The sequence below is a fragment of the Proteiniclasticum ruminis genome, assembly GCF_900115135.1.
Lineage (GTDB): Bacteria > Bacillota > Clostridia > Clostridiales > Clostridiaceae > Proteiniclasticum > Proteiniclasticum ruminis_A.
Genome location: NZ_FOVK01000004.1, coordinates 164,623 through 177,459 on the forward strand (window position 1 = coordinate 164,623; position 12,837 = coordinate 177,459).

14 protein-coding genes are annotated in these 12,837 nt (G+C 45.3%); 5 read left to right on the forward strand and 9 right to left on the reverse strand.

Features of this window, described 5'->3' with window-relative positions; genetic code table 11:
• Positions 1 to 162 precede the first annotated feature (162 nt).
• From BM243_RS08310 to BM243_RS08320, 3 genes are read right to left on the reverse strand one after another with little or no spacing between them, the layout of a single operon-like run.
• Positions 163 to 990 carry a hypothetical protein gene (locus BM243_RS08310; RefSeq protein WP_074911908.1) on the reverse strand — a complete coding sequence of 276 codons (828 nt, stop codon included), beginning with the start codon at positions 988 to 990 and terminating at the stop codon, positions 163 to 165.
• The gene (locus tag BM243_RS08315; protein WP_031576925.1) at positions 980 to 1,210 is read right to left on the reverse strand and encodes a helix-turn-helix domain-containing protein; all 231 of its coding nucleotides are present in this window, start codon (positions 1,208 to 1,210) and stop codon (positions 980 to 982) included. Before BM243_RS08315 ends, BM243_RS08310 begins: the two co-directional genes overlap by 11 nt.
• Positions 1,211 to 1,225: 15 nt before the next feature.
• Entirely contained in the window at positions 1,226 to 2,212 is a 987-nt protein-coding gene (locus BM243_RS08320; protein WP_074911909.1) for a hypothetical protein, read from the reverse strand.
• Between the two features lie 415 nt (positions 2,213 to 2,627).
• Here BM243_RS08320 and BM243_RS08325 point away from each other — a divergent pair, with 415 nt between their 5' ends.
• From BM243_RS08325 to BM243_RS08340, 4 genes are read left to right on the forward strand one after another with little or no spacing between them, the layout of a single operon-like run.
• Entirely contained in the window at positions 2,628 to 3,047 is a 420-nt protein-coding gene (locus tag BM243_RS08325; protein WP_074911910.1) for a MarR family winged helix-turn-helix transcriptional regulator, read from the forward strand.
• 44 nt (positions 3,048 to 3,091) lie between these two features.
• On the forward strand, positions 3,092 to 4,603 hold the full coding sequence (locus BM243_RS08330; RefSeq protein WP_074911911.1) for a phytoene desaturase family protein: 1,512 nt from the start codon (positions 3,092 to 3,094) through the stop codon (positions 4,601 to 4,603).
• Positions 4,603 to 5,544: a phytoene/squalene synthase family protein gene (locus BM243_RS08335; RefSeq protein ID WP_074911912.1), complete on the forward strand. Its 942-nt coding sequence runs from the start codon at positions 4,603 to 4,605 to the stop codon at positions 5,542 to 5,544. Before BM243_RS08330 ends, BM243_RS08335 begins: the two co-directional genes overlap by 1 nt.
• Before the next feature lie 32 nt (positions 5,545 to 5,576).
• Positions 5,577 to 7,019 (forward strand): DUF92 domain-containing protein, encoded by a 1,443-nt coding sequence (locus BM243_RS08340; protein WP_074911913.1) that lies wholly within the window; start codon positions 5,577 to 5,579, stop codon positions 7,017 to 7,019.
• An 81-nt stretch (positions 7,020 to 7,100) separates the two neighbouring features.
• Here BM243_RS08340 and BM243_RS08345 read toward each other — a convergent pair whose 3' ends face one another.
• The 5 genes from BM243_RS08345 to BM243_RS08365 form a co-directional block, all read right to left on the reverse strand.
• Positions 7,101 to 7,352 carry a hypothetical protein gene (locus BM243_RS08345; RefSeq protein WP_074911914.1) on the reverse strand — a complete coding sequence of 84 codons (252 nt, stop codon included), beginning with the start codon at positions 7,350 to 7,352 and terminating at the stop codon, positions 7,101 to 7,103.
• Positions 7,353 to 7,423: 71 nt separating this feature from the next.
• Positions 7,424 to 7,966, reverse strand: coding sequence for a hypothetical protein (locus BM243_RS08350; protein WP_074911915.1), 543 nt, complete (start codon positions 7,964 to 7,966; stop codon positions 7,424 to 7,426).
• A 43-nt stretch (positions 7,967 to 8,009) separates the two neighbouring features.
• Complete coding sequence (locus BM243_RS08355; RefSeq protein ID WP_177213488.1) at positions 8,010 to 8,372, reverse strand: hypothetical protein; 363 nt, start codon at positions 8,370 to 8,372, stop codon at positions 8,010 to 8,012.
• Positions 8,373 to 8,380: 8 nt separating this feature from the next.
• Entirely contained in the window at positions 8,381 to 9,802 is a 1,422-nt protein-coding gene (locus tag BM243_RS08360; RefSeq protein ID WP_074911917.1) for a M56 family metallopeptidase, read from the reverse strand.
• Positions 9,799 to 10,158, reverse strand: a complete 360-nt coding sequence (locus BM243_RS08365; RefSeq protein WP_074911918.1) for a BlaI/MecI/CopY family transcriptional regulator — start codon at positions 10,156 to 10,158, stop codon at positions 9,799 to 9,801. The genes BM243_RS08360 and BM243_RS08365 overlap by 4 nt, the downstream gene beginning before the upstream one ends.
• Before the next feature lie 207 nt (positions 10,159 to 10,365).
• Here BM243_RS08365 and manA point away from each other — a divergent pair, with 207 nt between their 5' ends.
• Positions 10,366 to 11,310 carry a mannose-6-phosphate isomerase, class I gene (gene manA / locus BM243_RS08370; RefSeq protein ID WP_074911919.1) on the forward strand — a complete coding sequence of 315 codons (945 nt, stop codon included), beginning with the start codon at positions 10,366 to 10,368 and terminating at the stop codon, positions 11,308 to 11,310.
• Between the two features lie 97 nt (positions 11,311 to 11,407).
• Here the strand turns inward: manA and BM243_RS08375 are convergent, their stop codons facing one another.
• Complete coding sequence (locus BM243_RS08375; RefSeq protein ID WP_074911920.1) at positions 11,408 to 12,832, reverse strand: carbon starvation CstA family protein; 1,425 nt, start codon at positions 12,830 to 12,832, stop codon at positions 11,408 to 11,410.
• Positions 12,833 to 12,837 lie beyond the last annotated feature (5 nt).

The window sequence follows — 12,837 nt, forward strand, 5'->3', positions numbered from 1 at the left end:
CTTTCTGAAATCCTTTTCTACGAATAACTTTATCACGGAAAAGAACGAAGAACCCATCCACAAAACAGCTAAAAAAACATCCCTTCTTTTGGTTATAGTAACCAAATCGCATGGAAAAGAAAAAAGACCGGAGCATCTCACAGCTTCCGGTCATAACCTTCCTTATTCTTCCCAAAGGATGGGCACAAGCTTCTTTAGAAGAACTCCATCCGCTTCCTCATAAAGAGGGAAGGACTCTTCCTCCTTGGATACAAGAAGCCTTTCTATCGAGTCTTCTCCTTCTGAAGAAGTTTCATACTCCAAGAGAAGATAAGCTGTATCCTTTTCTGGTCTGTACTCTTCCAGATTCTCAGAAGAAGGAATCACTGTTTCCTTTCTGATGGTATGGTCTTTTCCCATCTCAAAAATTCTAACGGTTTCCGGTGCAGCTTTATACAGAAAGCTCACCTTGAACTTCATCTGATATCCTTCGTTGTTTCCGATCTCGTCATAGGAGGCATCTTCTGAAAGCATCACCGCACTGAGATGATCCACTTGATAGCCCATGTCATCAGACCGCTGCATGAAAACCTCTCCGTTCTCATCCTGGCGAATCCGGTAGGGATAGAAAATCTGATTTTTCTCTGTGAAGTAGAGCACCGCCTCCACATCTAACGCGGTTCCGCCTCCCTCTCCCACGCTGGCAGTGATATTCATGTCTGAAAGATGGCCACTGGTGACCTGCTCCTGATAACTTTCTCCATCTTTTTTTGTTACAGAAGGAGAAAAAAAGAAATATCCTTTCTCCTCTTTCACCTCATAGGTTTCCGTTTCTTCATCATAGACCACTGCTGGAAGATCTTCTTCCGCAAGATGACCCATCCGGTCTGTCCGTAGGTACACCCCGATGAACCTTCCTTTGGAAACCTGCTCCTCCTCTTTCGCCAGCTGACATCCTGTGATCATCATGATCCCCAATAGGAGACCACCAATCAAAAATCTACGCTTCATATTCTTCCTCCTCCAATTCCCCATCAAACTTCAACAGATCCCCCACATCACACCCAAGAAAATAACAGATTCGGTTTATCGTATGGAACCTGATGCCTTTCGCCTTTCCACTTCTTAAAATGGAGAGATTGGCTTCTGTGATCCCCACAAGACCGCAAAGCTCCTTTGCTGTCATGCCCCGCTCTTTCAGCATCTCATCCAGATGCACGTTAATCGCCAAGAAACTCCCTCCTTTTTATATGAACAGGTCGTTGTCTTCTCTCAGCGCTTTGTTTTCCTTCAAAAGCACTGTCAGAAGATAGATCCCGATGGATGCCATCATGGGCAGAACAGGCAGTAGGAGGGTCACTTCCATGGAAAGGATGTTCCCAAGAAGAAGCAGCTGCAGGAAGTGATAGGAAAGGTTCATCAGAACCGTCGTCTGGATGAGCGTAACACTCCCTTTTCCAAGCCGCTCTGAGAGGGCCATGGTCTCTTCTGAAGTCCCTTTTTTTGAAATTTCCAGAAGCTTCGCTCCCCGATAAAGAAGTGGGATACCCAGAAGGTACGGAAGAGCGCCCAGTAAAAACTGCAACAGAAGGAAAAACTGGCTGATGGTAAGATTGTCATTTCCATAGAGACCACCGAGCATTGCAGTATTTCCTTGGATGAGGGTTTCACTTTTAGAGATCCACTGCCACAGCAGAGGTCCCATCACTTGAAAAACAAAAAGAAGAAACATGAGATAAAGTGCTCCTTGACCATAGGCAAAAAGACCGGTACGGTCCTGTTCTTTTAGGGCCTGAAGTGCAGACAGAACGATGTAAGAAAAGAGAAGAGAATACAGCATTCCGCCCATGATCGTGGAAAAAACTGTCTCCCCGCCAACGTCTCCATAAAGCGCTGCCAACCCTTTTGGATTCATCAGCTGATACAAGGATAAAAAAAGAAGCCCACTTCCAGCTGCTAAAATCAGTTCCCGTAACTTCCTCTCTTTTTTTCGTCTGAGGAACAGCACATATAAAGGAGACAACGACACATCCAGATAAAGAAGCCAGGCCAGCACATTATAAAATCCTCCCTTTAAGGAAAGACTTCTCAAGATCTTTGCGAGGGGCACGAGAGGAAAAGAGAAAGCGGAAAGAAACAGTTCTGGAGAATTTCTGCGAAACAGAAGCAGAAGGAGAAGAATCGAGGAGAGCATCCCCGCACTGATGGTCCAGAACTTTTTGGATGGAAGCATACAACACACCTTCTTTTAATTATTGCAAAACGATAATTATTGTTCTTAGTGTATCATCAAAATTATTGTTTTACAATAATTATTAGAGGGAACAGAAGATTTTCTTTTATTCTCTTTTAGAAAGATCGTCGAAATCATTTTTTATCATGAAAAGACCTTGGTCCTCCTTCTGCTCCAGTAAATCAAATCACATTTTGACATATTCCTTCTGCAGAATTACATTATGTGATATTTCCACTTTCAAGCTTCCTTCCTGAAGAATCTTAGAAGTGCTGTAACTGCCTAAGCTGAAGCTTTACAGTGGTTTTTTTCTGTTTTTTGCTCACGGGATGCTTTTTTTCTTCCTCTTCTCTACTCCTATAAACAGTATATCTGTTGTATAATACAACCAAGTGAAAAATTAAGGAGGAAGAACATGTTTATCTGTACAATCAGTGTCTTTCACAAATACGGAAAACAGATTCTGGATGAGATGCTGCAGCCCCTTCAATTGGATTGGCGTTCCATGGTGGTGCTTCTTGTTGTGGATCAGGTTCCGGGCATCTCCCAGGGAAGACTCATTCCCTTTCTTCAGACGGATAAAGCCAATGTGGCGAAGCTTCTGAAAGAAATGGAAGAAAAGGATCTTCTGGAACGGAAAGAAGAGGAAGGCGACCTCAGGATAAAAAACTGTCATCTCACTTTAAAGTCTTCCGCACTGATGCCAGAGCTGAAGAAAATCATGAGAGACTGGGAAGAACAGTGTTTCAGCGGAATCACGGAACCAGAGAAAGAAGTGTTTTTAAAAGTATCCCGCCAGATTGGCTATAATCTTACAGGCCACTGGAAGCTTTAACATCATAAATCAAATAAGACTTACAGAAGAACGGAGGAAAAGTAATGGGAAAAAAAGTATTAGTTGTCGGAGCCGGCATGGCCGGTCTGTCTTCAGCCATACGGCTGCAGCATGCAGGGTATGAGGTGGAGATCTACGAACAGGGACCACAGCCCGGAGGCAAAATGCATCAGATCCAAGCCGAAGGGTTCACCTTTGATGTGGGACCGACTCTGGTCATGATGCCTTCCATCTATCAGGAAGTCTTCGCCCTGGCAGGAAGAAATCCCGATGACTACATCCCCATGAAGAAACTGGATCCTATGTATGAGGTGTACTTCAAAGATGAACCCTACAGACATTATGAAGTAAGTTCGGATCTCACAAAGCTCATGGAGATGGTGGAAAAGAAAGGACCGGAGAATGCCAGAGGCTTTCTTCAGTATCTTTCCGAAATCTACACCCGATATCAGGTGGCTCTTGATCACTTCATCACGAGGCCCTTCCGGAGCAAAAAAGACATCTACAATCCTTTTATGATGCAGCAGGCGCTGAAGCTCAAAACCTTTGACAGCGCGGACCATATGATGGCCTCCTTCATGCCGGACAAGGATCTTCAGCAGATGCTTTCTTTCCAGACCCTTTATATCGGGGTATCTCCACAGAAAGGACCCTCTCTTTACAACATCATCCCTATGATTGAACTTCTTTATGGCGTCTGGTTCATTGAAGGCGGGATGCACACCATGGCACAAGGCATGGCGAGACTCTTTGAGGAGCTTGGCGGTAAAATCCACTACAATCATCAGGTGGATGAAATTCTCATCGCGGGTGGAAAAGCCCTGGGACTTTCTGTGAAGGGCAAGGCAGTGACATCAGACTATGTCATCAGCAATGCGGATTTCCCCTACACCATGACCCACCTCATCAAAGAGGACAGCGCCAGAGGAAAATACACCAAAGAAAAGATCGACAGCATGGACTACTCCTGCTCCTGCCTCGTGTTTTACTGGGGTATGGATCAAACCTATGAAAAGCTTGCACCGCACACCTTTGTGATTTCTAAGGATCTGGATGACAATCTTACCAGAATCTTTGACGGACGTCTCATTGAAGATCCTTCCATCTACCTTCATGTGCCCTCCCAGGTGGATCCTTCCATGGCACCGGAAGGCAAATCCAGTTTCTATACCCTGATTTCTGTGTCAGAGCTTGGCACTGGCACCTATGAATGGAACGAGAAGACCATCAGCCATTACCGGGAGAAAGCTTTTGAAACCCTCTCAAAGATCCCGGGCCTTGAGAACATCCGGGAGGACGTGACTTTAGAAAGAATCTTTACCCCAAAAGACTTTGAGCAGTCTTTTTCTGCCTATCGAGGCGCTACTTTTGGACTTCAGCCCACCCTCCGGCAGAGCAACCACTGGAGACCCCAGGCCAAATCCATGGAAGTGGAAGGACTCTACTTCACAGGATCCAGCACTCATCCTGGTGCAGGGGTCCCCATCGTCCTTCAGTCTGGAAAGATCTGCGCTGAGGAGCTGAGACGGGACGAACCAGGAGATGACTTCAAGTGATGGAAAAAGAAAGAAAAGAAGATGTCCTTCAGCGCTCCTATGAAGCCGCAGAAGACATCATGAAGCACCGTGCCAAAAGCTTTTATGAAGCTTTCAGAAGACTGCCTGAAGAAAGGTTTCTAGGGGTTTGCGCCCTTTACGCCTTCAACCGCTATGCAGACGACCTGGCAGATGGAGATGCTTTGGGGAAAACAAGAGAAGAAAGGCTGCTGGCCTTGGAAGAGCTGGAAAGAAACGTGAAGAACCTGTATCATGAAGAAGATCTCAGTTCTTCCTTGGAGGAAAGTTTCTGGCCCGCCTTTGAGGACACTGTGACCTCCTGGGGAATTCCTCTAGACGCACTTCTTCTTCAGATAGAGGGACAAAAAAGCGATCTCTCTTTTCAGAAGATCACTACTCTGGAGGAACTCAAAGAATACAGCCGGAAAGTAGCGGGGTCTGTGGGCAGAATGATGGTACCTCTTTTGGCACTGGATGAGAAGCTCGCTGAAGATCCGGACTTTCTAAAATCTTGTGAAGATCTTGGCATCGGCATGCAGATTACAAACATCCTGCGGGACGTGGGGGAAGACCTTCGGGAAAGAGACAGGATTTATCTGCCCTCAGACCTTTTGGAAGTCTATGGAATAAAAGAAGAAATGTTAAGGTCCCTGAGTTTTGGAGAACACTTTACCGAAGAGTCTCTGCCTCCAGGGTTTGTCCCTATGGTGGAGCATCTCATGGAACTTGCAAACCCTTTGTATGAGGGCATCGCTTCCTATCTCCACTATTTCCATCCTGCAGCAAGAACCCCTTTGTTATCTGCAGCACTTCTTTATCAAGGCATCCACGGAGCCATCCGGAAATCCCGCTATAATGTATTCACAAAAAGATGCTATACAGATCCCATGACCCGGGCTAAACTGGTACTAAAGGCTAAGAGTCTTGTGGATCTTCTGTAACACAGCAATGAACTAAAGGAAGGATAAGAAATATGGAAAACATCATCGGTCTCGCTTCATCGCTGGCCTATATTTTCTTTGTCATCGGTATTGCCACAGTGGTGGCAAAGAAAAGTCAAGGCGCTTCAGAAACCTCTCGAAAAGTGGTCCACATTCTGGTGGGCAACTGGGTTTTTTTAACGCCTCTTTTCACGGAGCTCTGGGCTGTGGTTCTCGTGCCCTTCACTTTTATCATCATCAACAGCCTGAGTCTTAAATACACGCTCATTTCGGCCATGGAAAGAAACGATGACAGCTTGGGAACCGTGTACTATGCAGTCAGCCTCTTCTTCCTCTCCGGCCTTGGTTTTATTCTTGGGTTCCGTGCGCTGCCTTATATCGGTGTCCTCACCATGGCCTACGGAGACGGATTTGCCGCCATTACCGGTAAAAAATGGGGTAAGAGAAAGCCGTTTCCTTTTGCACCTCTAAAGTCATTGGCTGGAAGCCTGACGGTGGCCACTGCGGCATTTTTAGCCACTTTTGGCAGTCTCCTCTACTTCCAAAAGGACTTCAGCACAGAGCGCAGTCTTCTCTTTATTCTCTTCATTGCACTTCTGAATGGTATTTTCTCTGCCTTCATGGAGCTCACTGGGAAAAAAGGCTGCGACAATCTGACTCTCCCCATAGGATCCGGACTTTTTGCAGTCCTTACCATGGAGTTTGGCACCCTGCCGTATTTTCTTTATCTGGCAGCAGCCCTTGCCATACTGGTTTATGCCTTCAGAAAAGAGGCCATTACCCCGGATGGAATGGTGGCCGCTCTTCTCACCGCTGTGACCTTATATACCCTTGGCGGATTTCTTCTGGGCTCCAGTCTCATTCTGTTCTTTATTCTTGGTACCGGCGTCAGCAAGATGAAAACCAAAGAAAAGAGCGAAGCTGAAAAGACCCAGGAACATACAGGTGCCAGAAACTGGAAGCAGGTCCTGGCAAACTCACTTCCTGCTGTGATTCTCTCTTGGATCTACTTTTTCACAGATGAGCCCATTTATCTGCTTCTTGCTTTCACGGTTTTCTCTGCCGCAGCATCAGACACCTTCTCCTCGGAGATCGGGATGATGAGTAAAGGCAAGGTCTTCCATATCCTCACCGGTAAGCCTCTGCCCATGGGTGTTTCTGGTGGCGTGACCCTTCAGGGTCTTGTGGCGGGAATCGTCGGAAGTGTCCTTCTTTCTCTTCCGATTCTGCTGGCCTTTGGCCCAGAAGAATATCTTCTCGGGGTTCTTCTTGGTTTCTTTGGCACCATCATCGACAGCGTTTTAGGGGCATCCCTACAAAGAAAATATGAGGATGTTTCTGGAAAACTGCAGGACATTCCAGCCCATGCCATGGACCTGCCGAAGAAAGGATTCAGACTGGTATCCAATAATGCCGTGAATCTTCTCAGTCTCACCTTGGTGGCCATCGTAGGGTATGTGGTGACCACCCTTTGATTTTAAGAATTGAGCATACAAAAAAAGAGCTGGCATCTATGAATGATTTCATGGCTGCCAGCTCTTTTCTATGGAAACTCTTTATACGGTAGGCTCTTCTTCTTTAGGTTCATCAGCTGTATGCACGATACTGTTTTTCTCCAGTTCTTCCAGACGTTTTGTGAGATTATCCAGCGTATCGATCTGATGAAGAATAAAGGTCATGGGGATGGCTGTCATAAGAGCAAAAAGCAGAATGATTCCCCATCCGCTGAGTAGCGAATCACTAAACATTGTAAGGAGCAGTATCAGAATCATAATATTCAGGAAAAATAGAGCAACGAAATTCTTCATGGTATCTCCTTTCATTCACGCTACATGATGATACTTTCTCAGAAGCACTTTCCCAAGTATGACCTTACACCTTACTGTACTCCCTTTAGTGGGTAGATGGGGTCTAGGCTCCCTGCAGGATAATAGGCCAAGTCTTCCGCTGTCCAGTTGGTGGTTGTGAAGGCTTGCCGGTTCTGGTCCGGTAAGGGAAAAAGGTCTTTCTCCTCTGCCTTTCCACTCTTTTTGAAGAGACTTCCTGATGCAATCTCATAATAGTAATAATAGTCGTCTATGGTTTTCTCATGGGTGAAGCCAAAAAGATAGATTCCTTTTTCATCACTGCTGAGTCTTGTCTCTGAAAGCACGCCCTCTCCAAAAGCTTTCTCCACATTAAGGTCAAAAGCCGTCAGCATTTTTTCTTCTTCCACATCATATAGAAATACACCAAATGACGTATGAATGCCAATCTTCTCTTCTGTCTCATAAAAGAGATTCCCGATTTCAGCACGTTTTTGCGCTTCGCTGTATCGTGGTGTCTGAAGATAACTGTTGTAGTTTTCTATTTCCTTTTCTTTATCACAGGCTGCTCCAAATAGAAGAAGTACGCCCAGAATGATGAGCCAATATTTTTTCACACTAATCCTCCCAGCATCCACAGAATGATGCATTCTTTCTTCGTTATTTTTCTCTGCTTTCTTTCAGATAATAGAGATCTTTTCGAAAAGCAAGATAGATCCATATGATGAAATAGGCGGGGATGAGAAGCATCAGCAGCGCAAGGTATCCGGACTGCTGAAACATAACAAATCTTCTTCCAGAGAGAAAGATGACAAAAATCAGCATGAGGAGGAAGAAAAGAAATGCTCCAGCAAGCAGAGCTCCGCTCATATGCATCAAATACTTGCCCATGAACCGGTCCCCTTGCTCCGTATCCAGGAATATTAGAAAAGCCAGTAGAATGGGACCTGGCCAGGTCCATAGAATATAGGATTTCTGGTCTACTTCTTCTTCTCTTTTCAGGATTTTAACAATCTTCATCATATCTCCCCCTATTTCAGTGCTTCTGGTTCGTGGAATTCAAGCTTAACAAACCGGTCCATTTCAGGATAAACCGGCACCACATCTAAGAGAAAGCGGTACAGATTTCCTTCCACAAAGTCCTTCACCCGATATCCCGGATAAGAGAAGGATTCTTCGGTTCCATCCCCGGTGTTAAAGACCAGATAGGTGTTGTCACTTTCACGATCGTAATACACCTGATCTAAATGGTCTTCCACAATCATCTGGTCTCCGGCCACATAGTTTCGCGCTTCATGAAGGACCATCCCTGTCTTTTCATCCTTCATCTCCCACTGGACATCACGAAATGTCAGCACACGGTTTTTATCATAGCCTACCTCTCTCTCCACGGTGTCCCTCACAACAAACATATAGTTTTTATATTCATAAACTTTCAGATGGTCTCCGAATACCCTTTCCACTTCCTTGGGCTGGATTTGGTACTCTATTTTGATAGGCTGCTGCTCTTCTGTTTCTAGGAGTTCATCTATAATTTCAGCAGATGGTTTCATCACTGGATTTGTCAAAAGAAGTACCGCTGATATCCCCAAAAGCATCAAGGAGAACACCCTGACCCATTTTTTCGGGCTTCGATACTGAAGGATATTCCGGACTCTACCCTTAAGATCCCCAGCGGAATACCCGGCGAGAAGCACCAGATCCGGTTTTCTCATTTCAAGACGGAGCAAGGTTTCAATATAGGCTTTGTGCTGAGGCTTCTCCATGCTTTTCAGAACGGCCTCGTCACAGGACTGTTCCATATCCCGGACCATGAGGACGAAAGAAATCCAGAGGATGGGATTGAACCAATGAACAAGAAGTATCAGATAAGAAATGGCCTTGATCAGAGGATCCTGTCTTCTCAAATGTTCTTTCTCATGTTCGATGATATGGGTTCTCTCCATTGCGCTTAAATCTTTCGGAAGGTATATCCTGGGATGTATGACACCATAGGCAAAGGGTCTTTTTATCTCATTGCCCATGAATATCTCACCGGATATCCGCTTTGTCCCTTGGATCTTTCTTCGGACTTTCCATAAACTGCCGGCAAAATGAAGAAGCAGAATTCCAAGGACACCGAAGTAAACTGCGGCTAAAATATCAGCCAGTAAAAGATCCTTTACGAGGGACGCCTTGTCTCCCAGAAACAGTACCGGAACCTCAATGAAGGTTTCTGTGGTCTCCATGGTGATGCTTTCTTGGGCCTTTTCTGCCACAAGAGTCTCCGGCAGGATGCTCACAGGACTATTGATCCCAACAGGCAAAAGAAGACGGATGAGCAGAATGCTCCATAAAGCGTAGGAAAAGATTTTCGGAAACCTCTTCAGAAGCATTCTTACTAAAAAGATCCAAAGAGCCACATAAGATGCTTGAATCGATAGACTGAGGATGGCGATGAACAAATCTCTCATCCGTTATCCTCCTCCATCATTTTTCGTATTTCGGCAAGCTCTTTCTCAGAAAGCTTTCCTTCTCCTGTGAAAGAAGCTAGAAAAGATGGAAGAGAGCCTTGAAAGAACCGGTCCAGAAAGTCTTTGCTTTCAGCATAGAGTGCATCTTCTCTGGAAACCAGAGCACTGACCGTTGCTTCTTCATTTCTCAAAAATCCTTTGTGAACCAGTTTTCTTAGAACGGTATAGGTTGTAGATTTTTTCCAGCCTAGGCTTTCCTCTGCTTTTTTCACAAGTTCTGTGGAATTGATGGGTTCATGACTCCAAATAATATCCATCAGATTATATTCTGCTTCAAATAGTTTATATGCACTCATACTGATCCTCCTCTTTTTTCTATAAGTTTATCATAATAAACCTCACTTCACAATAATAGATTCTGAATTTTCTACATTCATCCTGCCATTTGTATTCCTTCAGGACGGAAGCTATGCCAGATTTGATTTCTAAGTTTCATCTTCCAGGCTATTTACGGTATAATGAGAGGGACTTATGAATTTGAAATATCAAAAACGAGGTGCCAAATGCAGGATATATTAAAACTAAAGCCTATTTTCCAGGAAAGGATCTGGGGTGGAAGAGCCTTAGAAGAGTACTTTGGATATCAGATTCCCAGCGATACCACCGGAGAATGCTGGGCAATCTCCGCTCACAGAAATGGAGACTGCCTCATTGAGAATGGAGATTTAGCAGGACAGAAGCTGAGTGAAGTCTATCAAAGCCATAGAGACCTTTTTGGCAGGATCAACTCTCCTGTATTTCCTCTGCTCACAAAGATTCTGGATGCGAAAAATGATCTCAGTGTGCAGGTCCATCCCGACGATGAGTATGCCATGCAAGTGGAAAATGACTTAGGAAAAACAGAATGCTGGTATATTCTTGATTGTGAAGAAGGTGCTGAGCTCATCTTCGGACATACCGCAAGAACAAGAAAAGAACTGGAAGAGATGATAAAGAAAGGAAACTGGGACAGCCTCCTTACTCGCGTTTCCATTCACCCTGGGGATTTCTTCTACGTGCCCTCAGGAACCATCCATGCGCTGTGTAAAGGAACGCTGGTTCTGGAAACCCAGCAGTCCTCTGACACCACCTACCGGGTCTATGACTATGACCGTGTGGATGATGAAGGGAAGAAGAGAGATCTTCATATCGAGTCTTCCATTAAAGTGGCCATGGTGCCTCATGTTGGGACTCGAGTACACCCTGCAGTACAGGAAGAGGAGAACCTCACCATCACCCACTATGTGGACTCCACCTTCTTCACGGTGGAGAAATGGGAAGTCCATGGTGAAGCAGACAAGAAGCTTCCTGGATTCACCTTGGTCAGTATCCTGGACGGAGAAGGCACCATGAATGATCTTCCTGTAAAAAAAGGAGAGCATTTCATCTTAACAGAAGCTAAGGACAGGGTGAAGTTAGAGGGGCAGTTCACCGCCATGGTCTCCTGGATTGAAAAAATAAAATGCTGAAGCCTCAAAGGTAAAATAAGAAGACCTGCTTCCATGAAGGACTCCCTTCATGAGTAAGCAGGTCTTTTGCTATGGAAAACTAATGGATAACGATGATTTATGCAGCTTTATCAGCCTTCTGGTCTTTCTTCAGCACACTGGCCTTCAAGAAAAGTCCGAGGCATCCCAGTGCAAACACGATACCTACTGGGTAAGCAATGGAAGTGCTGAGCTTGAAGCCTTCTGGAGCCATCAGAATATAAGTCATACTTACAGCAGACATGAAGGTTCCAGGAATTGCAGCCAGCCAGAAATTCTTTGCGTTTCTGTACAGATACATGGCAGCCAGCCATAATGCCATCATGGCTAAGGTCTGGTTGCTCCAGGAGAAGTATCTCCAGATCATCTGCACATCCATCTGTGTCAGGACTGCACCAACTCCAAGAATTGGAAGTGTCAGAAGGAATCTCTTCTTGGTGTCTTTCTGATCAATACCAAACCAGTCTGCAATAACCAGTCTAGCGCTTCTGAAAGCTGTGTCTCCAGAGGAGATTGGGCAGGCAATAACGCCGATCATCGCAATAACTGCACCAACAGGTCCGAGGAGTGTGGAGGTGATTTCATACACAACAGGTCCCTGACCGCCAAGCTCTGTTAAAGCCGCCTGAAGTCCGCCTGTGGTTTCATAGAATGCTACACCAGCAGCAGCCCAGATAAGAGCAATAACACCTTCAGCCACCATGGCTCCGTAGAATATCTTTCTTCCGTCTTTCTCTGTGTTCATACATCTAGCCATAATAGGTGACTGGGTTGCATGGAATCCGGAGATGGCACCGCATGCTACAGATACGAACATCATTGGCCAAATTGCTGTACCCTTTGGGTGCAGATTGGATAAGGTGATTTCTGGAATATGGTATCCTTGGAAAAGGATTCCGCCAATAACTCCAAGGGCCATAAAAATCAGGCTTAAGCCAAAAATTGGATAGATTTTACCAATGATCTTATCAATTGGAACAAATGTCGCAATAAAGTAGTAAATGAGAATTACTACCAGCCAGAATACTTTATCCAGACTGTCTGGTGTCAGCATAGCAAGAAGCGCTGCTGGTCCTGTGGAGAAAGCTACACCAACCAGTACAAGAAGCACTACTGAGAACACTCTCATGACCTGCATCATGCCGGTTCCGAGGTATATTCCCACAAGCTCTCCAATGCTCTTTCCTTCATGTCTCATGGAAATCATTCCAGTGAGATAGTCATGGACACCGCCTGCAAAGATCGTACCGAAGGTGATCCATAAAAATACGGATGGTCCCCATAAAGCACCTGCAATGGCACCGAAGATTGGTCCAAGACCTGCAATGTTCAGCAGCTGAACAAGAAACACACGCCACATAGGCATTACTACATAGTCAGAGCCGTCCGCCAATGCTACCGCAGGCGTTACTCTATCATCAGGTCCGAACTGCCGTTCCACATACCTGCCGTAGAGCGCATAACCAGCGATGAGAATAAAGAGACAAATAAAAAATGATACCATGAATA

What these genes read in the sequence shown, in the direction of transcription:
- BM243_RS08310 (WP_074911908.1), bottom strand. Translation starts at nt 990, where the DNA reads ATGAAGCGTAGATTTTTGATTGGTGGTCTCCTATTGGGGATCATGATG.
- BM243_RS08320 (WP_074911909.1), bottom strand. Translation starts at nt 2,212, where the DNA reads ATGCTTCCATCCAAAAAGTTCTGGACCATCAGTGCGGGGATGCTCTCC.
- BM243_RS08325 (WP_074911910.1), top strand. Translation starts at nt 2,628, where the DNA reads ATGTTTATCTGTACAATCAGTGTCTTTCACAAATACGGAAAACAGATT.
- BM243_RS08330 (WP_074911911.1), top strand. Translation starts at nt 3,092, where the DNA reads ATGGGAAAAAAAGTATTAGTTGTCGGAGCCGGCATGGCCGGTCTGTCT.
- BM243_RS08335 (WP_074911912.1), top strand. Translation starts at nt 4,603, where the DNA reads ATGGAAAAAGAAAGAAAAGAAGATGTCCTTCAGCGCTCCTATGAAGCC.
- BM243_RS08340 (WP_074911913.1), top strand. Translation starts at nt 5,577, where the DNA reads ATGGAAAACATCATCGGTCTCGCTTCATCGCTGGCCTATATTTTCTTT.
- BM243_RS08345 (WP_074911914.1), bottom strand. Translation starts at nt 7,352, where the DNA reads ATGAAGAATTTCGTTGCTCTATTTTTCCTGAATATTATGATTCTGATA.
- BM243_RS08355 (WP_177213488.1), bottom strand. Translation starts at nt 8,372, where the DNA reads ATGATGAAGATTGTTAAAATCCTGAAAAGAGAAGAAGAAGTAGACCAG.
- BM243_RS08360 (WP_074911917.1), bottom strand. Translation starts at nt 9,802, where the DNA reads ATGAGAGATTTGTTCATCGCCATCCTCAGTCTATCGATTCAAGCATCT.
- BM243_RS08365 (WP_074911918.1), bottom strand. Translation starts at nt 10,158, where the DNA reads ATGAGTGCATATAAACTATTTGAAGCAGAATATAATCTGATGGATATT.
- manA (WP_074911919.1), top strand. Translation starts at nt 10,366, where the DNA reads ATGCAGGATATATTAAAACTAAAGCCTATTTTCCAGGAAAGGATCTGG.
- BM243_RS08375 (WP_074911920.1), bottom strand. Translation starts at nt 12,832, where the DNA reads ATGGTATCATTTTTTATTTGTCTCTTTATTCTCATCGCTGGTTATGCG.